Origin of the sequence: Dolomitihabitans soli (assembly GCF_022213955.1) — a bacterium.
GTDB lineage: Bacteria > Actinomycetota > Actinomycetes > Streptosporangiales > Streptosporangiaceae > Streptosporangium_A > Streptosporangium_A soli.
Window position 1 is genome coordinate 1 of record NZ_JAKNTW010000023.1, and the last position, 22,342, is coordinate 22,342.

Below are 22,342 nucleotides of genomic sequence, written 5' to 3' on the forward strand. Positions count from 1 at the left end.
CCGCCTCGATCACCGCCCGCGCGAACCCCGCGTTCTCCGCCAGAAACCCATAACCAGGATGAACCGCATCAGCACCCGACCGCCGCGCCACATCCAGCAGCTTCTCGACCGACAGATACGACTCCGCGGGCGTCCGCCCACCCAGCGCGTACGCCTCGTCGGCCATGGTGACGTGCAACGCGTCGAGATCGTCCACCGAGTAGACGGCGACACTCTCCAGACCCGCGTCCCGGCACGCTCGGGCGACTCTGACGGCGATCTCGCCACGATTGGCTATCAGGACCTTCTGCACCGGCGTCGTTCCTCCTGACGAGCCCGAGCCCACGGGCCTGAAACGGAGTGTAAGCGCCGGACCGCGGCTGGTCCCACCAGAGGTCACCCCAACTTTACACATGGAGTTATGCGGATCTTTATAGGAGAATGGTCGCGACAAGAGATGGTTAGCCCCTATTTTGTGCCCGACTTCTCCATAGCCACTCGGCATAATCCGGCCACACGACGTGGTCTGACGTCTAGGGTGATGGCGCTTGACCACTACCTGTGACAACCGGAGCAGTCGAGCGAACCAGTCGATCCAGAAGGAGACCTGCATGAGCCAGAGCTTGCTCGGTGGCAATCCCGCGGAAATGCAGCAGATGGCCACCCAGTTCACCCAGCAGGCTGATCAGGTGCGCGCGACGATGGCGGCGCTCGATCGAGAGGCGGCGAAGGTCGGTTCGGCTTGGACGGGTCCCGGAGCCGAGCGTTTCCGCGACTCCTGGCAGAACTACCGCGCAGCCTTCCAGCGGATGGGCGAAGAGCTTCAGGAAGCGTCCCGCGTCATCAACACCTACCGCGGCAACATCGAGTCGGCCACCAGCTGACCCGACCCCTACCACGGGCGCATCCCTTCCCCCGGGGGGTGCGCCCGTCGCCGTTCCCAGGTCACGAGGGTCAGATCGGCAGCGCGGTCTGGATCGGGGTGACCGTGCCCAGGGTGACCAGCAGGCCGCGTCCCGGCGGCCCGCCGATCGCGCCGCGCGGCAGCCGTACGCCGAACAGGTCGCCGTCGGCGGGGGTCTGCACCGACAGCAGCAACCCGGTGCGCGACTTGCGGGTCTCGGCGACGAAGCCGCGGTAGGCCGTGGTGAGGTCGCCGGTGGTGCCCGCGAGGATCAGGCCGTGCTCGGCGTCCCTGCCCGAGCGCAGCACCTCCTCAAGGGTCATCCCCAGCGGCGAGTCGGCGGAGATCAGCTCCGAGTCGTCCACGAGCACGGCGTATCTCTCCCGCTGCGCCACGATCGCCTGCAGGTCGCCGCCCTTGGCGTCGAGGACGGCGAGGACACCGGGCTCGCCCGCCAGGTCGCGGAGCGGGCTGCGGCGCGGCGACACCACCACGATGGGGGTGTCGCGGGCCAGCAGCGACCGGGCGGCCGTGAGCAGCGCCGAGGACCGCCCGGAGCGCGACGGGCCGGCGATCACCGCGCCGGGGCCCTGGGCCAGCAGGTCCACGCCGAGCGGGGCCAGCGCGTCGCCGCCCACGCCGAGCATCGCCCACAGCGGGGAGGGCGGTTCGAACGCCGGGGCCAGCTCGGCGGCCTGGCCGGAGGTGATCCGCATCGGCAGCGCGTCGACCCGCAGGGGAGGTTCCCCGAGACCGGCGGCGGAGGTGCGGGCCAGCTCCTGCAACGCCGCGACCTGCGCCGGGCCGGACGGGTCGTCGGCCAGCAGCGCGATCTGGCTCTCCACGAGCCCGTTCTCGCCGACCGACAGCGCGCGTCCCGGCGGCATCGAGGACGGCAGGTCCTTCATCGGCAGACCCGCCAGGCCGTAGTCGGCCGGATCGGAGAGCCGCAGCACGAGGCGGTCCTCGAAGACGGTGGAGATCTGGCCGAGCAGCCCCGACCGGTCCGCCGTCACCACCGCCCGCAGCCCGACCGCCGGCCCTTCCCTGAGCAGCTGCATCATCGCCTCGATCAGCCGCCCGTAGTCGTAGCCCTCGAACGCCGCGACGAACCCCTCCCAGCGGTCGAGCATCAGCACCAGCCACGGCGGCCGGTCGGCGCCCTGCCGTACGGCGCGCAGCTCGGCCAGCGAGGCGTAGCCGGCGGTGGCCAGCAACTGCTGACGCCTGCCCACCTCGGACCGGAGCCGGGCGATCAGCCGTTCGACCCGGTCGAGCTGGTCCCTGGTCACCACCGCTCCGCAGTGCGGCATCGACACCAGCGGCAGCAGCGCCCCGGAGCCGCAGTCGATCGCGTGGACGTGCACGTCGGCCGGCCCCGCTCCGGCGGCCACGGCCCCCGCCAGCGTCCGCAACGCCGTGGACCTGCCGCTTCTCGCCGATCCGGCGATCAGCAGATGCCCTCCGTTGACCAGGTCGAGCACCAGCTCCCGCCGCCCCTGCACCCACGGCTCGTCGATCACCCCGAACGGCAGCAGACCGGCCTCACCGGGCTCACCGGGCTCGCCGACGTCGGCGAGGGCGACCTGGTCGGGGAGCGGGTCGAGCCACGGCGAGGGCTGGGCGGGGATCCGCAGGAGGCGGGCGGCGTCGATGAGCGCGTCGGTGAGGGTGGACAGGTCGCTCTCGGCGGTGCCCTCGGGGAGACCGGGCGGCGGCGGGAGCGGGTGGCCGAGGGCGTGCCAGCCGAGGTCGGCCACCGTGACCCGGCCGTCGCCCGCGCTCGCGGGAGACCTGCCGCCGATCCGCGCGGTCTGTACGGCGGTGGCCGACCCGGCGCCCGACTTGACGTAGCACCGCCCGGGAGCGCCCTTGGGGATGTGGGCGGCGTCGGGCCGGTCGATGACGTCGGCGGACTCGACCGCCTCGGTGACCCGCAACGCGATCCGCAGCGAGGTGTTCGCCTGGATGTCGGCCGTCACCACGCCGCCGGGGCGCTGGGTGGCGAGGATCAGGTGGATGCCGAGCGACCGGCCGCGCCTGGCGATGTCGACCAGGCCGGTGACGAAGTCGGGTAACTCGGTGACCAGCGCGGCGAATTCGTCGATGATCAGCACCAGCCGGGGCAGCGGGTCGCGGCGGCCGGACAGGGCCTGGTAGTCCTCGATGTCCTTGGCGCCGGCCGCGAGCAGGAGGCGTTCCCTGCGGCGGATCTCGGCGGCGAGCGAGGCGAGGGCCCGGCCGGTGAGGTGCCCGTCGAGGTCGGTGACCATGCCGACGGTGTGCGGCAGCCGTACGCACTCCTTGAAGGCGGCGCCGCCCTTGTAGTCGATCAGCACGAACGTCATCTCGTCGGGGCGGTTGGCCAGCGCGAGGGAGCAGATCAGCGTCTGGAGCAGCTCCGACTTGCCGGCGCCGGTGGTGCCGGCGACCAGCGCGTGCGGGCCGTCCAGGCGCAGGTCGACGGCGAACGGGCCGTCGGGGCCCACGCCGAGGAGGGCGCGGGTGCTGGCGCCCTTCCAGCGGCGCGCGACCAGGGAGCCGGTGGGGGAGGGGAGATCGAGCAGGTCCAGCAGGCGGACCGCGCCCGGCAGGGCGGAGGCGGCGTCGGCCCTGCTGACGTCGCGGATGGGGGCGAGGGCGCGGGCCAGCCGGTCGCACCACGACAGCGGCACCTGGTCGGTGAGGATCTCGCCGAGCGTGTCGAGGCCGCCGCCGCTCAGCTGCAGCAGCCCGGCCGGGCCGCAGGCCGCCACGGTGGCGCACTCCTCGGGCAGCAGGCGCTGGTCGGCCTCCAGCGCGAGGGTGTAGACGCCGGCTTTGGGGCCCTTCCTGAGCACCTGGGGCATCCCGGGGAGCGAGCGCAGCACCTGGGCGCCGTCGAGCACCACCAGCACGTCGTAGGGGCGTTCGTCGTAGGAGGAGAAGGCGGGCTGGTCGGGCTTGGCCCCGCCGCCCCCGCCGGTCCAGCCGAGGTCGTCCCAGCCGGCGGGGATCTTGCCGAGCGACGGGGTCTCCTCGTCGAGGCGTTCGTCGATCAGCGCGACCAGCTCCGCCACCCGTCGCGCGGCGGCCTCCGGGTCGGCGCCGACCAGCGCCACGCAGTCTTCCCCGCCGTGCGGCGCGCAGTGCGGCAGCCAGCGCACCCAGCTCCACAGCTCCTCGCCGTCGGCGTGCGCGGACAGCACGACGATCGCGAGGTCGCGCGGGCTGTGCAGGGCCGCGGCCTGGCCGACCAGCCAGCGGGTGAGCCCGGTGGCCGTCGGCCGCGGCCCGGTGACTCCGGCGACCCCCAGGCGGCGCATCGAGAGCGAGACGGGCACGGCGTGGCAGGTGGGCGGCTCGGGCAGGGCGGTGTCGCCGGGGCCGCCGCGCTCGGGCACCATCTCCAGATTGGCGGGGAGATCGGCGAGGCCGACCCGCAGCCGCAGGGAGTCGGGGTCGTGGATCCGCCGCTCCCACAGCCGCCGGCGCGGTCCGGTGGCGGTCAGCAACAGCTCCGCCGGGTCGGGCGCGCCGGACCTGCGCGCCACCTCGTCGGCCGCTCTGGCGTTCTGCACGGTCGCCTCGAAGGCCACCAGCCGCTCCTTGTAGAGCTTGACGGCCTGGCGGTGCTGTTTCCGCCCGTGCCGCCGGTCGCTCCACCACTGACCGATCATGATCATCGGGGTCATCAGCGCGAACAGCAGGAAATACCACGTCTGGAGCACGAGGGCGAGGGTGAGACCGAGCGCGGCGGGCAGCATGGCGGCGAGCAGCTGCAGCCGCATCCCCTCGGTCCGCTTCGGCTCGGCGGGCACCTCCAGCCGGCGCGGGGCGTCGGGCCTGGCCAGCCGGGGCGGCCGGTTGTAGGCGAGCCCGCCGTCGGTCAGCGCGTCGAGGTGCGCGTCGGGCGGCTCTATGTTCGTCATCACGAAGGCGGAGTTGCCGCAGACCATCAGCGCGCCGGTCGGCCAGGGCACCGGCCCCTCCACCGGCGTGCCGTCGAGCACCGGGACCGTGCCCGCCACGCCGCCCGTGCCGCCGCCGGTCGCCGGGTTCCGTGACCGCTCCACGGTGACGTCCTCCGGCGTGATCCGCAGGATGGCGGCGTCGGGGGGCAGATCGGGATCCGACACGGCGATGGCGCAGGCGGGGTGTGAGCCGATCAGGTGGCTGCCGAGCCCCAGCCGGTGGACCGTGCCCGCGACCGGGCCGCCCACCACGCGCACCTCGACCACCCCGCCCGGCTCCTCGGCCACGGTCGCCGCGGCCAGCCGGTGATCGAGCGTGACCAGATCGCCGTCCCTGAGCACCTGGAACGCCGCCGCGTCCGGATCGAGCGCCCGCCCGTCGCGCCACAGCTTCCGCGCCCCCTCCGAGGCCGACCGGGGCCGTGGGATGCGCCCCTCCAGCCCGTACGGCGCGCGGGCGCGAGCGAGGCGGACGACCTTGGCGAGCCGCTCGCCGGTGGCTCCGCCGAGGGTCTCGGCCAGCCCGGCGACGGTCGTGGTCTCCTCGCCCTCGATCACCACATCACGACCGCCGCGCTCGTCCAGCACGGTGAGCATGATCCGCATACGCCGTCTCCTCGGGTCCGTACAACGTAATCACGCATGCCCTCCGAGGCGATGCGCTTTGCCGCAATCGCATGGCCGAGGCCCCTGCGGCCGGTGGTGCCAATGGGGTTTCTGGTGCGGATGTTACGTCTGTCAATTGGAGTCGACTATCACAAAAAGTCATGTCAAACCAGATGTCTCAACCGATAGGTCTTGCTAGTTGGGTATTGACATGGTCAGCTCAATGAATCCAGCATGGTTCCTCGCATTTACCCTCCGGATCCTCGCTGGGATGTCCATAATGGTGTGAATTAGCCAATTCGCACTCATCCTAATATTGTGATCCACAGCCCTCGCGACACCGCGTGGGCGGATCCACCGACTCCTGGGAGCCCCCGACCCATGAGGATCAGTGAGAAGCCCGCCCGCGACAGCCGTAATTCCACGGCCGCGGGACCGGCAGGCACCTTGTCCGGACCGGCGTCCAGAAAACTTCCCGTTCCTCCGCGCGAACGCAGGCCGGCCCTCGCGGCGCTCGCCGTACTGCTCATCCTCGGCGGCGCGCTGGCCACCACCCTGCTCGTGCTGCGCAGCGGCGACCGGGTCTCCGCGATCCGGATCATCCAGCAAGTGGGCGCGGGCCAGGCGATGACCGGTGGGGTGATGGAGGAGGTCCAGATCGCCGACAGCGGGATCGCCTACGTCGCCTGGGCCCATCGCAGGCAGGTGGAGGCCTACTTCGCCAGGGTCACGCTGTTACCGGGCACCCTGCTCACCGAGCAGATGGTCGTCAAGGCCAGCGAGGAGCTCGGCCCCGGCAAGGCACGGGTGGGACTTGCGCTGAAACCGGGGCAGATGCCGCTCAGGCTGTTACGCGGCCACCGGGTCCAGGTCATCCACGTGCCCGAGCGGAGCGCCGAGGGCGAGACCCGGGTGCTGGCCGAGAGCGCGCTGGTCGACAGTGTGGGCACCCCGGGCAGGAGCGGTTCCAGCGGCCTGGTCACCGTGATCGTGAGCAGTACGGCGTCGCCGGACATCGCCGCCTACGCCTCCAGCGGCGAGATCGCGCTGGCCGAGCTGCCGGGAGCGCACTAGGTGGCGCTCATCGTGCTGGCGGCCGACAAGGGAGCGCCCGGCGTGACCACGGCCGCGACCGCGCTGGGCGCCGTTTGGCCGCGGCCCGTCCTGCTTGCGGAGTGCGACCCGGCCGGCGGCGACCTGGCCTACCGGCTCCCGGCGGCGGACGGCGGCGTGCTCAACCCGGGCAGGGGCCTGCTCACGCTTGGCGCCACGGCCCGCAGGGGCCTGCACCCCGACCAGATCCACGAACACTCCCAGAAGATCGTCGGCGGGCTCGACGTGCTGGCCGGGCTCACCCACGGCGAGCAGGCCGGCGGGCTGACCTGGCTGTGGGGCCCGCTCGGGCGGGCGCTGGCCGCCGTGCCGCACGCCGACGTGCTCGCCGACTGCGGCCGGCTGGGCGGCCATCCCGAGTTACACGACCTGCTCGCCGAGGCCGCGCTGGTCGTGCTGTTCACCCGGGCCAGCCTCGACCACGTCGCCCACCTGCGCGAGCGGCTGATCTCGATGGGCAAGGGCCCGCAGCTCGGCGTGGTGGTGATCGCCGACCCCCGCCAGTACCGCGACTCGATCGACGAGGTGCGCCGCATCATCGCCGCCACCGGCAGGGAGGTCGCCTTCGTCGGTGGCCTGGCCCACGACCCCAAGGGCGCCGAGCTGCTCCGCGGCCAGTGGGGTGGCCGCTTGGACCGCTCCCTGCTCATCCGCACCGCCAGAGAGCTCGCCGGACGTCTGGCGGCACACGTCAGCCCGCCGGAGCGCACCCCCGAGCCCGGCGGCAGGATCTCCGCGCCCGGCGTCGTCGAGCGGAGCCGGTCCTATGGCGATTGACCACACGCTGGTGAAGCGGTTCCGGCAGGAGGTCGGCGACCGGCTGGCCCACCAGCGGCGGCTCGACCAGGCGAGCGGGGTGTCGCCGATGTCGGGGGAGGACGAGCGGCAGTTCGCGCGCGCGCTGATCGCCCAGGTCCTCGAGGAGTACGCCAGAGGCGAGATCGGCGTCGGTCGCACGCCGCCCACGGCCGAGGAGGAGGAGGCGCTCGCCGCCGGCATCCACGCCGCGCTGTTCGGCGTCGGCAGGCTCCAGCCACTGCTCGACGACCCCGACGTGGAGAACATCGACATCAACGGCTGCGACCGCGTCTTCGTCGGATACGCCGACGGCCAGGAGCTCAGCCACGAGCCGGTCGCCGAGTCCGACGACGAGCTGGTCGAACTGATCCAGATCCTGGCCGCCTACAGCGGCCTGTCCAGCAGGCCGTTCGACACCGCCAACCCCCAGCTCGACCTGCGCCTGCCCGACGGCTCCCGGCTCTCCGCGGTGATGGACGTGACCGTGCGCCCGGCGGTCTCGATCCGCCGCGCCCGCCTCGGCAAGGTCTTCGTCAGCGACCTCGTCGGGAACGGCTCGCTCACTCCCGAGCTGGGCCGTTTCCTGTCCGCCGCGGTCGCCGCGCGCAAGAACATCATGATCGCCGGATCCACCAACGCGGGCAAGACCACCATGTTGCGCGCGCTGGCCAACGAGATCCCGTCCACCGAACGCCTGATCACCGTCGAACGCGCCCTGGAGCTCGGCCTCGACCAGTTCACCGAGCTGCACCCGAACGTGATCGCCTTCGAGCAGCGCCTGCCCAACGCCGAGGGCCAGGGCGAGATCACCATGGCCGAGCTGGTCCGGCGGAGCCTGCGGATGAACCCCAGCAGAGTGATCGTCGGCGAGGTCCTCGGCGACGAGATCGTCACCATGCTCAACGCGATGACCCAGGGCAACGACGGTTCCCTGTCGACCATCCACGCCAACTCCAGCATGGAGGTCTTCAACCGCATCGCCACCTACGCGCTGCAGGCCAACGAGCGGCTGCCGATCGAGGCGAGCCACATGCTGATCGCCGGCGCCATCGACTTCGTGGTCTTCATCGAGAAGCACAACGACTACGCGCAGGGAGGCACCCTGCGCCGGTTCGTGTCGAGCGTGCGCGAGGTGACCGGCTGCGACGGCCGGGTGCTCTCCTCGGAGGTCTTCCAGCCCTCGCCCGAGGGCCCAGGCGTCCCGCGCGCGCCGATCTCCTGCCTCGACGAGCTGGTCCCGCACGGCTACGTCCCCGGGAGGTGGGCATGATCCCGCTGCCGCCCGGCCTCCTCGACCCGCTGGTGCTGCTGGCCGGCGCGCTGGCCGGCGGCGGCCTGTTCCTCTTCGGCCTGGCCCTGTACGGTATGCGCCCCCGCCCGCCGTCCCCCGACCGGAAGGCCAGACGCCTGCGGCTGCTCAGAGTCCTGTCCACCAGGACCGCGATCGCCACGATCAGCGGATTGGCCGTGCTGGCGGTCACCGGCTGGCCGGTGATGGCGGGCGGCGCCGTACTGCTCGTGCTGGCCTGGCACGGGCTGTCCGGCGGCGCGGGCGAGGAGCGCGCGGCCATGCGGCGGCTGGAGGGCCTCGCCGCCTGGACCGAGTCGCTGCGTGACACCATCGCCGGAGCCGCCGGGCTCGAACAGGCCATCCCCTCCTCGATCCGGGCCGCCGCGCCCATGCTCAGACCGCACCTGCGAGCCATGGTCGACCGGCTGCACACCCGGATGGCGCTGCCCGACGCGCTGCGGCTGTTCGCCGACGAGCTCGACGACCCGTCGGCCGACCTGGTGATCGCCGCGCTGATCCTCAACTCCCGGCTGCGCGGCCCCGGCCTGCGCGACGTGCTGGGCGCGCTCGCCGTGTCCGCCCGCGAGGAGCTCGACATGCGCCGCCGGGTGGAGGCCGAGCGCCGCGCGACCCGCCGCAGCGTGCAGATCGTGGTCGGTACGGCCATCGCCTTCGCGGCGGCCCTGGTGGTGTTCAACCCCTCCTACGTGGAGGAGTACGACAACGCGCTCGGCCAGGCCGTGCTGGTGGTGGTCGCCGCGCTGTTCGGGGCGGGATTCGCCTGGATGCGGCGGCTGGCCAGGTTCGACAAACCGGCCCGGTTGCTCGGGTCAGGGGGAGGCGGCGATGACTGAGGGCCTGCTGGCGGGAGCCGTACTGGGGCTGGGGCTGTTCGTCCTGATGCGCGCGCTGTTCCCCGCGCGCCCCGGCCTGGTGGCACGGCTGCTCGAGCTCGACGCGGCCGGTCAGGACGGCGACTCGCCGCGCATGCAGCTGGTGCTGCCCGACGAGGAGGTGAGCGCCTTCCGCCGGAGCCTGGGCGTACGGCTGGCGCGGTTCTACGCCGCGCGTGGCTGGGAGGTCCGCTCCACCAAGGCGGACCTGGCGCTGCTCGGCCGGTCCTTCGAAGGGTTCCTCGCGACCAAGGTGCTGCTCGCCGTCGCCGGGCTGCTGGCCTTCCCGCTGGTGGTCGGCTGGCTGGTCCTGATGGAGTGGGGGGTCTCGCTGACGATCCCGCTGTGGGCCGCCCTGGCGGTGTCCGCCGTCTTCTTCATGCTGCCCGACCTGCAGGCGCGCCGGGACGCCGCGGTGAAACGGCGCGACTTCCGGCACGTCGTCGGCGCGTTCCTCGACCTGGTCGCGATGAACCTGGCCGGCGGGCGCGGCGTCCCGGAGGCGTTGCTGATGTCGGTGTCGGTCGGCGGCGACGAGGCCAACTGGCCGATGGCCAGGATCCGCGAGGCGCTGTCCAACGCCCGGATCGTCGGCATCACGCCCTGGCAGGCGCTCGGCCAGCTCGGCGAAGAGATCAACGTGGACGAGCTGCGCGATCTGTCGGCGGCGCTCGGGCTGGTGGCCGACGACGGTGCGAAGGTGCGCAGCTCGCTGACCGCGCGGGCCGCGACGCTGCGGCGGCGCGAGCTCGCCGAGATCGAGGGGCGCGCGGGCGAGCGCTCCCAGTCGATGCTCGTCGCCCAACTCCTGCTCTGCGCGGGATTCGTGGTCTTTCTCAGTTTTCCGGCAGCGATGAAGATGTTGGGGGCATGATGCTCAACCACCCGTGGACCGTCTACCTGGTCGCCCTGCTCGGCGTGCGGATCGAGCGGGCGCGCAACGCACCCTCCAAGGGGGCCTCGGCCGTCGAGTGGGTGATCATCACGGCGATCGTCGCCGGGGTCGCGCTCGGCCTGGCCACCCTCATCAAGACCATGGTCGAGCAGAAGCAGACCGAGATCCAGGGCAACTTCGGCGGCACCGGTGGCGACGGACCAGCCGAGCCGTGAGCCGCCGCCGCGCCGCGCGCGACCGCGGGGCGACCGTGATCGAGTTGGCCCTGATCATGCCCGTGGTGCTGGCGGTGATCCTGCTGGTCGTGCAGGTGGCCCTGTGGTTCCACGGCCGGCAGGTCGCCGACGCGGCGGCTCGCGAGGGAGCGCGGATCGCCAGGTCGAGCGGCACCGAGTCGACGGCCTGGCAGGACGAGTCGGTGACCAGGGCGAAGGAGATCGTGGTCGCGATCGGGCCGGAGCTGCTGCGGGACGCCGACGCGCAGGCGTGGGAGGAAGGCGACCAGCGGGGAGTCGAGGTGACCGGCCAGGCCGTACAGGTGATCCCGTTGCTGCCCGCGCTGACCTTCACGATCACCTCCAGGTTCGGCGGGCCCGTCGAGTGCTTCCGCCCCGACGACGGTTCGGACACGTGCGAGTAGGCCGCCGGCGCTCCGATCGGGGCTCGATGTCCGTCGAGGCGGTGCTGCTCGCCCCGGTGTTCCTGCTGTTCCTGATGTTCCTCGCCGGGGCCGGGCGGTTCGTGGAGGCGCAGGGCGAGGTGAACGGCGCGGCCAGGGACGCCGCGCGGGCCGCCTCGGTCCAGCGCAGCCAGGGTGACGCGGAGGAGGCCGCGACCAAGGTCGCCACCGACGTCCTCGAAGGCCAGTGCGCCGGGGCCGAGGTCAGCCTGGACGGCTCCGTCTGGACGACGTTCTCCGACGAGGACCCCACCGCGCGCGGGCACGTCCAGGCCGAGGTCACCTGTGAGCTGGATCTGGAGTTCCTCGGGTTCGGCGCGGCCACCACCATGAAGGGCACCTCCGTGGTCCCTCTTGAGCGGTTCAGGAGGTTCGATGGTTCGTCAGCCGGGTGACCGCGGGTCGATGTCGATCTTCGTGGTGCTCTTCTCGGTGGTGGTGTTCCTGCTGGCGGGGCTGCTCGTCGACGGAGGCGCCGCGATCAACGCCCGGCTGCGCGCCGCCGACGTGGCCGAGCAGGCAGCCAGGGCGGCGGCCGACACGATCGACGAGGAGGAGCTGCGTGCCACCGGCCAGGTGCGGCTGCTCGCCGACGAGGGCGCGGTGTGCGGCAGGGCGGAGGAGATCGTGTCCGCGCACGCCGACGACCAGGTGGCGATGGCGGAGTGCGCGGTCGGCGGGGCGCAGGCCCAGGTGACCGTGACGGTGAGCGTGACCTGGGAGGCGTTCTTCCTGGCCGCGCTCGGGTTCCAGGGAACGGAGATGGAGGCGTCGGCGACCGCGGGGCCCGACGCGGGGGAGGCGGGACCACTTCCTTGATCGACCCGCCGCAGATGAGGACTCCGCGAGAGAGGAGAGAGACCAATGCCCACACGTCAGCCCCAGCGCATCCCGTCCAGGCGCACCTTCGGTGACGTGATCGCCGGCCTCGGGGCGCTGATCCTGCTGGCCGCGCTCGTCGGTGGCGTGCCGTACGCGCTGCTCAGGCTTGCCGGGCCGCCGATCTCCGCCGAGCTTCTCGACCTCGATCTGGTCACCAGCCGGGTCACCACCCAGACGATCATCGCGGTTCTCGTGCTGCTCGTCTGGCTGGCCTGGTTGCAGCTGATGTTGTGCGTGATGGTGGAGGTCTACGCCGGGCTTCGCCGGGTCGGGATGCCCGCCAGGGTCCCGCTCTCCGGCGGCACCCAGGCGCTGGCCAACAGGCTCGTCACCGCCGCCCTGCTGTTGTTCACGGTGTCCGCGGTGGTCCTGCCCATCGTGAAGGCCAGTAGTCCGCCGGCGGCGAGACCGGCCGTGACCTCCGTGGCCGGCGTCGGCGTGACCGAGGTCCAGCGGGCGCCGCTGGAGTCGGTGAAGAAGGTCAAGAAGGTGTACGTCGTGCAGCCGCCACACGGGCGGCACCACGAGAGCCTGTGGGAGATCGCGGAGAAGTGCCTGGGCGAGGGGCGGCGGTATGCCGAGATCTACCAGCTCAACCAGCACAAGGAACAACCCGACGGCACCCGGCTGCACATGGCCGACCTGATCCGGCCCGGCTGGGTCCTGGACATGCCCGACGATGCGGTCAACATCCACGTCGTCCCCGCCGACCAGTCCCGGCCCGCCACCCTCGACCGCCACCCCGCCGCGCCCGCCGAGCTGGACGGCAAGACGCAGACGGTCAAGCCGGGAGCCGACGACGACCGGAAGAGCGACGCGCGGGCCGCGGCGGAGGAGCGCGAGCAGGAACGGCGAGCCGACGAGCGACGCGCGGAGGAGCAGCGGGAGAGCGACGCGCGGGCCGCGCGGGAACAACTGGCCGAGCAGGACAGGCAGCGGGCGGAGCAGGAGGCCCTCGCGGCTCAGGAGAGCGGCCTGGAGCTGGGCGACTACCTGGTCGGGATGTCGCTGGCCGCGGCCGGGCTGCTGGCGGTGCTGGGCAGGCGGCGCAGGGAGCAGCTGTGGCGCAGGGCGTTCGGGTTCAGGATCGCGCGGCCGAGGGAGGACGCCGCCAAGGTGGAGGTGGCGCTCCGGCTGGGCGCCGACGCGCCGGGCACCCGGATGCTCGACGTCGGGCTCCGGGTGCTGGGCAGGGCGCTCGCGCTGCTCGGCCGTACGCCGCCGACCGTCTACGCCGCGCACCTGTCGGCCCGGAGCCTCGACCTGTGGATCCACCCGCCGGAGCCCGACGCGCCCGCGCCGTGGACCGCGCACGACGGCGGGCGGGTGTGGCGGCTGGCGGCGCACGAGGGACGGGCGCTCGACGAGCAAGGGGTGATCGACGCCGCCGCGCCGTACCCCGGGCTGGTCTCGCTCGGCGCGGACGCCTCGGGCCGGGTGCTGGTCGATCTGGAGGCGGCGCACGGGCTGATCAACATCAGGGGCGGGCACACGACCGCGGCGCTGGCCGCGCTGGCCGTCGAGCTGGCCACGAACCGGTGGTCCGACTCGATGCGGATCACGCTGGTCGGCTTCGGGGAGGAGCTGACGGAGATCGCCCCCGAGCGGATCCGGGCCGTGGGCAGCCTCGCCGAGGTGCTGCCCGAACTGGAGGCGCGGGCGGCGGAGCAGGTGCACGGCGACGAAGTGCTGACCGGCCGGATCAACGGCCGGGCCGCCGACCCGGCGCACCCGCCGCACTTCCTGCTCTCCACGATCTCGCCGACCGCCGAGGAGGCGCGCAGGCTGGTGATGCTCGGCCGCTCGGGCGCGCGGACCGCCAGCGGCTACGTCGTGCCGGGCGAGCTGCCGCACGCCACCTGGACGTGGGAGGTCACCGACGACGGCCGGAGCAGGGTGGACGCGCTCGGCTTCGAGGTCACCGCGCAGCTCCTGCCGCGCAGGCACTACCAGGCCCTGATCGACCTGTTCCGTACGGCGGAGCAGCAGACGGGCGAACCGCTGCCGGTGCCGCAGGCGATCGAGATGGAGACCAGCCCGCCCGCGATCGAGGTGCGGATCCTGGGCCCGATCGAGGTCTCCTGCCCGAACCCGCTGGAGGAGGGCAGGCTCGCCCTCGCCACCGAGATGCTCGTCTACCTGTCCACGCATCCCGGCGGCGTGCATCCCGTCGTGCTGGGCGGCGTGCTGTGGCCGCGCGGGGTGCAGTCGGCGGTGCGGGACGCGACGATCGCCAGGGTCGCCGACTGGCTGGGCGTCGACAGCGAGGGCCGTCCCCATCTGCGGGCCGACACGGCGGGCCGGCTGCGGCTCGGTCCCGACGTCCGCACCGACTGGAGCTACTTCCGCCAGCTCGTCAGCCGGTCGCACGGCGATCCCGCGGTGCGTTCCGTCCTCCTGGAGCGGGCGCTGCGCCTGGTGCGCGGCCCGCTGCTGAGTGACCGCCCGCGCGGGCGCTACTCCTGGCTGGCCGACGACGACCTCGAGTACGACGTGACCGCCGGCGTCGCGGACGCGGCCCACCGGCTGTGCGAGGTACGGCTGGCCGGCGGCGAGGCGGCCCAGGCGGTGGCGGCCGCCCGGGCCGGGCTGCTGTTGGCCGCCGATGACGAAGGGCTCTGGCGCGACCTGCTCAGAGCCACCCATGCGACGGGTGACCCGGCGCGGCTGCGGGCGGTGGCCGAGGCCCTGCACCGGCGCGCGTCCTCGCACCCTTATGGAGGTGGAATGGCGCCGGAGACCGAGGCCCTGATCGACGAGTTGCATCCGTCATGGCGTGTCCAGTCGGTGCCGTCGGCATGACCGAGCCATGCCGATCCCGGCATACCAGTGGCCTTCGGGCAGGCGGGCGGCCTACCGTGATCGGCATGCGAGGGCTGATCGCGCTGGCGGTCGCCGCCGTGCTCGCCACCGGGTGCGCGGCCTCCGGCGGCGAGCGGCCCTTCGTCCCCGCGGACGGCCCCCCGGGCTCGAAGGCGCCGGCCGCCGCCATCACGGCCCCGGCCACCCCGAAGGACGAGACGTTGAGCGTCGGCCGCGCGATGAAGGTCGTCTTCGAACGGCCGGCCGGGCTCGACGAGGAGCAGACCAAGATGGTCGACGCGTACCGCGACTTCTACGTGGGCTCGTGGAAGGCGGTCGCGACGCGGGGACGCGACGAGGGTTATCTCTCGGGCGTCGAGCCCGACTACACGTTGGAAATGCGTAAATGGGCGCGGGAGTTCGTGCGCGACCGGCGCTCGGTGCGCGGCACGGCCCGGCTCTACTCCGCGGACGTCATCGCGGTCACCGGGACCGGCGCCCAGGTCGACGTCTGCGTCGACGAGTCCGGCCTGCGGATGACCGACGCGACCACCGGCCAGGAGGTCCCCGACCAGCCCGCGTGGACCAGGCCGCCCAGGTCGACCTATCTGCAGTCAGCCGCGTTGCACCGGGGCGACGACGGTGCCTGGCGGATCAGAAAACTGATGTACGCCACACTTCCCGAGGAACGCGCGAAGGGATGCAAACGATGACACGCTTACTCTCCCTCCTGGTCAGCGGCGCGCTCGCGATGACGGGCGTGGCGGTACCCGGCCCTGACGCGCCACGGGGCGAGGGCTGGCAGAAGGGCAACAGAGCCGGCATCACCCTGCGCGATTCGGACATCATCCTGAGCGGCGACGTGAACGGCAAGCGCGGCAACGGATACCAGCTCAAGCAAGCCTGCTGGTACGAGCCGAGGGACGACGCCGAGGGCATGCTGCGTAAACAGCGGGACCTCTCGCCCTTCCTGCACGCCGACCCGAAGGACAAAGAGGACTTCAACCAGTTCCTGAAGCAGTTCCAGGACAAGGTCGGCAAGGACGGCAAGTGGTGGACGCCCGCCTACGACCGGAACGCGCCGGGCATCATGGCCTGCCTCGGTACGTTGCAGCCGTTCGTCTTCGTGCCGGCGAACGAGACCCCGCCCTCCGGCATCACGATCCAGCAGCTCGCCGACATCGCCCGCGCCGCGCTCACCGTGCCCGAGCCCAAGATCGTGCTCAACCCGGATGCGAAGAGCTACGTCAACCTCGGCACCTTCGTCTCGCTCGACGGCATCGGCGAGCCGATTCGCCGGGCCACGGCCACGCTGCCCGGCGTGATGAGTGCCACGGTCGTAGCGAGGCCGTCGGACAAGGGAATGAAGATCGAACCGGGGACGACGGGCGATCGTGCCGAAGTCGTCACGACCGAGTGCGGCACGATCGGGCAGAAGTACACCAAGGGCGCCCAACTCGGCTGCGGCGTGCGCTACAAGCGGGCCTCGGTCGACCAGCCGCGCGAGGTCTACGTCCTGAGCGTGACGATGCAGTGGGAAGTCGAGGTCGAAGAGGAGGAGCCCGGCCCGGTGCCGATCGCCGAATACGAGCCGATCGAGATCACGGTCACCCGTGACGTCCCGGTCGGTGAGGTGCAGAGCACGGTCGAGCGCTCCGGCACCTGATGACCCAGGCCGGACCGTTCGGGGCTGGTTCCGTCGTGTGGAGCACGGTCGAGCGCTCATGACCGTGGCCAGGCCCTTCGGGTCTGGCCTGGTCGTGTGGAGGGCGGTCGAGCGTACCTGTGCTTCGTGACGTGCAGGCCAGACTGTTCGGGTCTGGCCTGGTCGGGGTGGGACGTTCCGGTGAATCGTTCGGCTTCGGCTTGTCGGGGCAGGAGGGACCGAGGCCAGGCCGTATGGGCCCGGCCTCCGTCGGGGCGTCAGGACGTACGGCCCTGGCCTGATTCGTGGGCGAGGAGCCATTCCTTGACGGGCGTGCCGTAGTAGTAGCCGCCGAACCCGCCGGTCGAGGGCAGCACCCGATGGCAGGGCACGAACGGGGCGATCAGGTTCTGCGAGCAGGCCGAGCCGGCGGCCCTGGCGGCGGTCCTCGGCAGCCCGGCGCGCTCGGCCAGCTCCGCGTAGCTGACGGTCACCCCGGCGGGGACGTCGCGCAGCGCGGTGTGCAGGCGCTGCCGGGTGTCGGTGCCCGGCTGCTCGACGGGGATCGTGTCGAGCGCCGCGAGGTCTCCGGCGAGATAGTCGCGTACGGCCTGCGCCGGCTTTCCGAGGTCGTCGACCTGGGTGAGGCCCTCCGCCTGGAGGGCGGGCGTGAGCCGTTCGAACATCTCCGTGGGGTCGGCGGTGAAGCCGGCCGCGACGATCACTCCGCCACGGGCGAGGAGGGCCAGCGGGCCGGCCGGGGTCGGGATCACCTGTGCTTCGATCATGATGAACTCCAGAGGTGCAGAGCGGCGTAGGCGCGCCAGGGGCGCCACCGCTCGATGTGGTCGTCGGGAATGCCCAGGCAGGCCATGGCCTTGCGAAGGTCGAGGTCGTCGTCGGGCCAGGCGTCGGGGTCGCGCAGCGCGCGCATGGCGATGTAGCCGGCGGTCCAGGGGTCGATTCCGGGGATCTCCAGGAGCCGTGCGACCGTTTCGGCCGGGTCCTGGGCGCCGTCGAGGTCGATCTCCCTCGCGGCCACCCGTTCGGCGAGGGCCTTGAGGGTCGTGATCTTCCGCGCGGTCAGCCCCAGCCCGGTGAGGTCGACCTCGGCCAGTTGCTCGGCGGACGGGAACAGGTGCGTCAGAGCGGGCTCGCCCGTCGTGCCGGGCCTGCTTCCCGGCAGAGTGGTCTCGACGGTCTCGACGGTCTCGACGGTCTCGACGGTCTCGACGGACTTGACGGACGTGGGGGACGCGACGGACTCGACGGACGGAGGGCCGGTCTCGGGGTTCGGCGGGGCAGGAGGGCCGGTCTCGGGGTTCGACGGGGTCGCGGTGCGGGCGACCAGGCCGGCCAGCAGGTCGCGGGCGGCGTGCGGTGCGAGCCGCCGGCCCGCCACGGTGCGGACCGCCAGTTCGAAGCCGTCCCAGGCGCCCGGCACGCGCAGGCCGGGGCGGGCGGCGAGGAGCGGCTGCAGGGTGGTCCTGGCGAGGTGGTCGGAGATGGCCTCGGGGTCGGCGTCCAGGTCGAAGAGGCGGCGGCAGCGCGCGACGGTCCTGGCGAGCTGACGGGTGTCGTCGACGGAGACGGCGAGTTTGAGGTGGTCGGCGGCCGGGGTCAGGGTGATCGTCCCGCCGGGGACGACCCTGCTGTACGACGATCCCTCGACGCTCTCCAATCCCGGGATCGCCCGCTCCGCGAGGAAGGCCAGCAGGGCACCGGCGTCGTACGGCCCGCGGTAGTGCAGCCGCAGCCCCAGTTCCGCCCGCCCGACGCCCGGTGAGGCGTTTCCCCCGCCCGCCCGGCCTGAGCCGTCCGATGCGCCTGCCGTCCGGCCTGAACCGTTCGGTGCGCTGTTCGGTGCGCCTGCCGTTCGGCCTGAGCTGTCGGGTGCGCCGGCCGTTCGATCCGGGCTGTCCGGTGAGCCGTTCACCCCCGTCGCGCGATCCGGCGGAGTGCGGGGCTCTCGCGTCCGGGTCTGCGCGGGGTGCGGGCCGGTGGTGGCGCGGAGCTCGCTGGGGGCGAAGCCGTACGTCTCCTTCATGGTGGCGTTGAACTGGCGGACGCTGCCGAAACCGGCCGCGAACGCCACGTCGGTGATGGGCAGCGCGGTCTCGGTGAGCAGTTGTTTGGCGAGGAGGAGCCGCTTGGTCCTGGCCACCGCCAGCGGGCCGACGCCGAGTTCGGCGACGAACAGGCGGTGCAGGTGGCGCTCGGTGATGTGCAGGCGGTCGGCCAGCCCGGCGACGCCGAAGTCGTCGGCGGCGCCCTCGTCGATCAGGCGCAGCGCGCGGCCGACGAGGTCGGCCCTGACGTTCCAGCCGGGGTCGCCGGGGCTGAGCTCGGGGCGGCAGCGCTTGCACGGGCGGAACCCGGCGGCCTCCGCCATCGCGGCGTGCCGGTAGAAGCGCACGTTGCGCACGGCCGGGGTGCGGGCGGGACAGATGGGACGGCAGTAGATCCGCGTGGTCGTCACCGCTGTGTAGAACCGCCCATCGAAACGGGCGTCCCGGGCGGAGGCGGCGCGGTAGCATGCCTCGAAGTCGAGCCCGATCACCGTCTTCGGCGGTGCGCTGGTGGATCGCGTCACGGTTGCCATGTAGCCGAGACTATGCGCACTTCAGCCATGGTGACTCGCGGAAATCAGACCTCGCGGCAAGGCACCGGTTCCGGCCTCGAAAGCCCGGGGCCGACCTACCCCGCGCGTGGTCGGAGACGTTCCCGGGAGCCCGGGCCGGTCCGCCTCATGCGGGCCGGGACGTTCCCGGAGGTCCAGGTCGGCCCACTCCGCGTGCGGGCGGAGAAGGTCCTGGAAGCCAGGCCCACCTCACGCGGGCCGGGACGTTCCCGGAGGTCCAGGTCGGCCCACTCCGCGTGCGGGCGGAGAAGGTCCTGGAAGCCAGGCCCACCTCACGCGGGCCGGGATGTTCCCGGAGGTCCAGGTCGGCCCACTTCGCGTGTGGGCGGAGAAGGTCCTGGAAGCCAGGTCCACCTCACGCGGGCCGGGACGTCACTTGCTGGAGACACCCACTCCCAGGTCGAACTCCCGATAGACGCGGGCCCAGAAGCCGTCGCGCAGCCACACCCGGGCCTCGGGGTAGGGGCGCAGGGAGTGGCCGAGCTCCTTCTCCGCCTCGATGAGCAACTCGGTGTCGATGACGGTCGGCAGGATGGGTCCGGGGAGCAGGTCGCGGATGTTGTCGCGGCCACGGGTGAGGATCCACTTCTGCGCCACGTGCTCGCCGACCTCCTCGACGTGCGGGCGGTTCGGGCCGAGCTTGGTGACCTGGCCGCCGGTCTTGACGGGCGGCTTCGCGCCGATGGAGGTACGGCCGGCGAAGACCTGGGCGGGGGAGGGGGCGGTCGGGGTGGCGGGCACGGCCTGGGGGGTGCGGCTGAAGTAGGAGCGGAGGAACTCGCCGCTGATCACCTCGACGGTGTCGGCCTCCCAGACGAGCCGCTCGGCCTGGTTGGTGCCGTACGGCGGCTCGACGCCCCACAGATGGATCCGCACGCCGTACGCCTGGGCCGCCTCGACGGCGGGCACCATGTCCTCGTCGCCGGCCAGCAGGATCGTGTCGCTGACCGCGTGGTGCCTGGCCAGGGCCTCCAGGTCGCTCCTGATCTGGGCGTCGACGCCTTTCTGCTGGCCACGTGCGTTCAGATTGCCAAGCCGCACCTTCACCCACGGGAGTTGTGCGATAACCCGCTGGTCAACGGTGGGGACGCGGTCTCGGGCCGCGTCATACCAATAGATCCGCAAGAGTTCGCCGGAAATGCGTTCCTCTGCATGTTTCTGCAACGCCTGGATCAGCTCGTCGGCCGCAACCCGGTATTCCTTGCGCTCCTTGGCTCCAAGGATGACCTCGCCGGCAGCTGCGTAGAGATAACCAACATCCACCAAGATGGCATACTTGGCCGCCACGGGATGTGGCTTGAGGTCCGGGGTGGCCATGTCGTCCTCCAGGCCTCGGGACTAGGTGATCGGCTGACTATATTCGCCCATTTCTAGATAGTCCCAACACTTGGGGAAGTTGACACCCCATTCGAGGGATCGACTGGTCTAAAACGGCATAGACCCACTTCGCCAAGCGCCAGGCCCGTGGGCCAGTGGCTTTCGCATCCTATGCGCGGGATCACGCCAGGGTTCTGACTTTCGCGAGGCCGGGGCCCTCGCGGGTGTCGCGCGGGCGGCGAGCGCGAGCACGAGGGCGGCGACCTCCTCCGGTGTGGCGTCGCCGTGGACGATCCGCAGGTCCGGTGTGGTCATCGGAGTGGTGTCCTCTCCCTACAGCGGGATGTTGCCGTGTTTCTTCGGCGGCAGCGTCTGGCGTTTGTTGCGTAGTGTCCGCAGGGATTTGGTGATCTGGACGCGGGTTTCGGAGGGCCGGATCACCGCGTCGACGTAGCCGCGCTCGGCGGCGAGGTAGGGATTCGCCAGTGTGTCCTCGTACTCGCCGGTCAGCCTGGCGCGCTCGGCGTCGGGGTCGTCGGCGGCGGCGAGCTCGCGCCGGTAGAGGATGTTGACCGCGCCCTGCGCGCCCATCACGGCGATCTGGGCGGTGGGCCAGGCCAGGTTGATGTCGGCGCCGAGGTGCTTGGAGCCCATGACGTCGTAGGCGCCGCCGTACGCCTTGCGGGTGATCACGGTGACCAGCGGCACGGTGGCCTCGGCGTAGGCGTAGAGGAGCTTGGCGCCGCGGCGGATGATGCCGTTCCATTCCTGGTCGGTGCCAGGCAGGAATCCGGGGACATCGACAAATGTCAGTACAGGGAGATTAAAGGCATCGCAAGTGCGCACAAAGCGGGCTGCTTTTTCGGAGGCGTCGATGTCCAGCGTGCCGGCGAAGCTCATCGGCTGGTTCGCCACGACTCCCACGGGTCTTCCTTCGACCCGGCCGAAACCCACGATGATGTTGGGCGCGAAATGCTGGTGGATCTCCAGGAAATCGCCCTCGTCGAGGACGTGCTCCAGCACGGTGTGCATGTCGTAGGGCTGGTTCGCCGAGTCGGGGATCAGCGTGTCGAGCGCCCGGTCGTCCTCGGTGACCTCGAGCACCGCCTCGGCCTCGAAGACGGGCAGCTCATCCAGGTTGTTGCTGGGCAGGTAGGACAGCAGCGCCCTGGCGAAGTCGAGGCAGTCACGCTCGTCGGCGGCCTCGTAGTGGGCGACCCCCGACCGGGAGTTGTGGGTGTGCGCGCCGCCCAGTTCCTCGAACGTCACGTCTTCACCGGTGACGGTTCTGATCACGTCGGGCCCGGTGATGAACATGTGCGACTTCTCCGCGACCATCAGCACGAAGTCGGTGAGAGCCGGCGAGTAGACCGCGCCGCCCGCGCACGGCCCCATGACCAGCGAGATCTGCGGGATCACCCCGGAGGCGTGCACGTTCCGCTTGAAGATCTCGGCGTACAGGCCCAGGCTGACCACGCCCTCCTGGATCCGCGCGCCGCCCGAGTCGTTGATGCCGACCACCGGGCAACCCGTCTTCAGCGCGTGGTCCATCACCTTGACGATCTTCTCGCCGAAGACCTCGCCGAGCGACCCTCCGTAGACCGTGAAATCCTGCGCGAAGACCGCCACCGGCCGCCCGTCGACCGTGCCGTACCCGGTCACCACGCCATCGCCGTACGGCCGCTCGGCTTCGAGCCCGAAGTTCGTCGACCGGTGCTTGGCGAACGCGTCGAACTCCACGAAGCTGCCGGGGTCGAGGAACGCCTCCAGGCGCTCCCGCGCCGTCATCTTCCCCCGGGCGTGCTGCTTCTCCACGGCGCGGGCCGACCCCGCGTGCGCGGCCTCGTAGACCCGTCGCTCCAGGTCCGCGATCTTTCCCGCGGTGGTGTGGACGTCGATGCCGTCTGGGGCCGGTTGGGCGCTCATCCCAGCAGGGTAACCCGA

At 71.8% G+C, this 22,342-nt stretch carries 20 protein-coding genes; 13 read left to right on the forward strand and 7 right to left on the reverse strand.

Features of this window, described 5'->3' with window-relative positions; translation table 11 throughout:
* Positions 1-292, reverse strand: a 292-nt coding sequence (locus tag MBA17_RS34115) for a biotin carboxylase N-terminal domain-containing protein (RefSeq protein WP_455432913.1), incomplete at its 3' end; no start/stop codon positions are given.
* A gap of 298 nt (positions 293-590) precedes the next feature.
* Between MBA17_RS34115 and MBA17_RS34120 the strand changes: the two genes are divergently transcribed.
* A complete protein-coding gene (locus tag MBA17_RS34120; RefSeq protein WP_238501444.1) occupies positions 591-863 on the forward strand; it encodes a WXG100 family type VII secretion target in 273 nt (90 codons plus the stop codon).
* A gap of 70 nt (positions 864-933) precedes the next feature.
* On the opposite strand, the gene MBA17_RS34125 is transcribed toward MBA17_RS34120, so the two are convergent.
* Positions 934-5,442 carry an FtsK/SpoIIIE domain-containing protein gene (locus tag MBA17_RS34125; protein ID WP_238501446.1) on the reverse strand — a complete coding sequence of 1,503 codons (4,509 nt, stop codon included), beginning with the start codon at positions 5,440-5,442 and terminating at the stop codon, positions 934-936.
* A 381-nt stretch (positions 5,443-5,823) separates the two neighbouring features.
* On the opposite strand from MBA17_RS34125, the gene MBA17_RS34130 reads away from it, so the two are divergent.
* The 12 genes from MBA17_RS34130 (at position 5,824) to MBA17_RS34185 (ending at position 16,461) form a co-directional block, all read left to right on the forward strand.
* The gene (locus MBA17_RS34130; protein ID WP_238501448.1) at positions 5,824-6,516 is read left to right on the forward strand and encodes a hypothetical protein; all 693 of its coding nucleotides are present in this window, start codon (positions 5,824-5,826) and stop codon (positions 6,514-6,516) included.
* A complete protein-coding gene (locus MBA17_RS34135) occupies positions 6,517-7,332 on the forward strand; it encodes a CpaE/TadZ family protein (protein ID WP_238501451.1) in 816 nt (271 codons plus the stop codon).
* Positions 7,322-8,623 carry a TadA family conjugal transfer-associated ATPase gene (locus MBA17_RS34140; protein WP_238501454.1) on the forward strand — a complete coding sequence of 434 codons (1,302 nt, stop codon included), beginning with the start codon at positions 7,322-7,324 and terminating at the stop codon, positions 8,621-8,623. Before MBA17_RS34135 ends, MBA17_RS34140 begins: the two co-directional genes overlap by 11 nt.
* Positions 8,620-9,498 (forward strand): type II secretion system F family protein, encoded by an 879-nt coding sequence (locus MBA17_RS34145; protein ID WP_238501455.1) that lies wholly within the window; start codon positions 8,620-8,622, stop codon positions 9,496-9,498. Before MBA17_RS34140 ends, MBA17_RS34145 begins: the two co-directional genes overlap by 4 nt.
* A complete protein-coding gene (locus MBA17_RS34150) occupies positions 9,491-10,411 on the forward strand; it encodes a type II secretion system F family protein (RefSeq protein ID WP_238501458.1) in 921 nt (306 codons plus the stop codon). Before MBA17_RS34145 ends, MBA17_RS34150 begins: the two co-directional genes overlap by 8 nt.
* Positions 10,408-10,647, forward strand: a complete 240-nt coding sequence (locus MBA17_RS34155) for a hypothetical protein (RefSeq protein WP_238501460.1) — start codon at positions 10,408-10,410, stop codon at positions 10,645-10,647. Before MBA17_RS34150 ends, MBA17_RS34155 begins: the two co-directional genes overlap by 4 nt.
* Positions 10,644-11,072: a TadE/TadG family type IV pilus assembly protein gene (locus tag MBA17_RS34160; protein ID WP_238501463.1), complete on the forward strand. Its 429-nt coding sequence runs from the start codon at positions 10,644-10,646 to the stop codon at positions 11,070-11,072. The genes MBA17_RS34155 and MBA17_RS34160 overlap by 4 nt, the downstream gene beginning before the upstream one ends.
* A gap of 26 nt (positions 11,073-11,098) precedes the next feature.
* Positions 11,099-11,506 (forward strand): TadE/TadG family type IV pilus assembly protein, encoded by a 408-nt coding sequence (locus tag MBA17_RS34165; protein WP_238501466.1) that lies wholly within the window; start codon positions 11,099-11,101, stop codon positions 11,504-11,506.
* The gene (locus MBA17_RS34170) at positions 11,487-11,930 is read left to right on the forward strand and encodes a pilus assembly protein TadG-related protein (RefSeq protein ID WP_238501468.1); all 444 of its coding nucleotides are present in this window, start codon (positions 11,487-11,489) and stop codon (positions 11,928-11,930) included. The genes MBA17_RS34165 and MBA17_RS34170 overlap by 20 nt, the downstream gene beginning before the upstream one ends.
* A gap of 45 nt (positions 11,931-11,975) precedes the next feature.
* On the forward strand, positions 11,976-14,795 hold the full coding sequence (locus MBA17_RS34175; protein ID WP_238501470.1) for a BTAD domain-containing putative transcriptional regulator: 2,820 nt from the start codon (positions 11,976-11,978) through the stop codon (positions 14,793-14,795).
* A 65-nt stretch (positions 14,796-14,860) separates the two neighbouring features.
* Positions 14,861-15,508 carry a hypothetical protein gene (locus MBA17_RS34180; RefSeq protein ID WP_238501472.1) on the forward strand — a complete coding sequence of 216 codons (648 nt, stop codon included), beginning with the start codon at positions 14,861-14,863 and terminating at the stop codon, positions 15,506-15,508.
* A complete protein-coding gene (locus MBA17_RS34185) occupies positions 15,505-16,461 on the forward strand; it encodes a hypothetical protein (protein WP_238501473.1) in 957 nt (318 codons plus the stop codon). Before MBA17_RS34180 ends, MBA17_RS34185 begins: the two co-directional genes overlap by 4 nt.
* Before the next feature lie 257 nt (positions 16,462-16,718).
* On the opposite strand, the gene MBA17_RS34190 is transcribed toward MBA17_RS34185, so the two are convergent.
* The 5 genes from MBA17_RS34190 to MBA17_RS34210 all read right to left on the reverse strand — a co-directional run bounded on the left by MBA17_RS34190 (position 16,719) and on the right by MBA17_RS34210 (position 22,324).
* The gene (locus MBA17_RS34190) at positions 16,719-17,228 is read right to left on the reverse strand and encodes a methylated-DNA--[protein]-cysteine S-methyltransferase (RefSeq protein WP_238501475.1); all 510 of its coding nucleotides are present in this window, start codon (positions 17,226-17,228) and stop codon (positions 16,719-16,721) included.
* On the reverse strand, positions 17,225-19,042 hold the full coding sequence (locus MBA17_RS34195) for a DNA-3-methyladenine glycosylase 2 family protein (protein WP_238501477.1): 1,818 nt from the start codon (positions 19,040-19,042) through the stop codon (positions 17,225-17,227). Before MBA17_RS34195 ends, MBA17_RS34190 begins: the two co-directional genes overlap by 4 nt.
* Before the next feature lie 411 nt (positions 19,043-19,453).
* Positions 19,454-20,398: an NYN domain-containing protein gene (locus MBA17_RS34200; protein WP_238501478.1), complete on the reverse strand. Its 945-nt coding sequence runs from the start codon at positions 20,396-20,398 to the stop codon at positions 19,454-19,456.
* A gap of 108 nt (positions 20,399-20,506) precedes the next feature.
* Positions 20,507-20,713, reverse strand: a complete 207-nt coding sequence (locus MBA17_RS34205; protein ID WP_238501480.1) for an acyl-CoA carboxylase epsilon subunit — start codon at positions 20,711-20,713, stop codon at positions 20,507-20,509.
* Between the two features lie 18 nt (positions 20,714-20,731).
* Positions 20,732-22,324 carry an acyl-CoA carboxylase subunit beta gene (locus MBA17_RS34210; RefSeq protein WP_238501482.1) on the reverse strand — a complete coding sequence of 531 codons (1,593 nt, stop codon included), beginning with the start codon at positions 22,322-22,324 and terminating at the stop codon, positions 20,732-20,734.
* Positions 22,325-22,342: the final 18 nt, after the last annotated feature.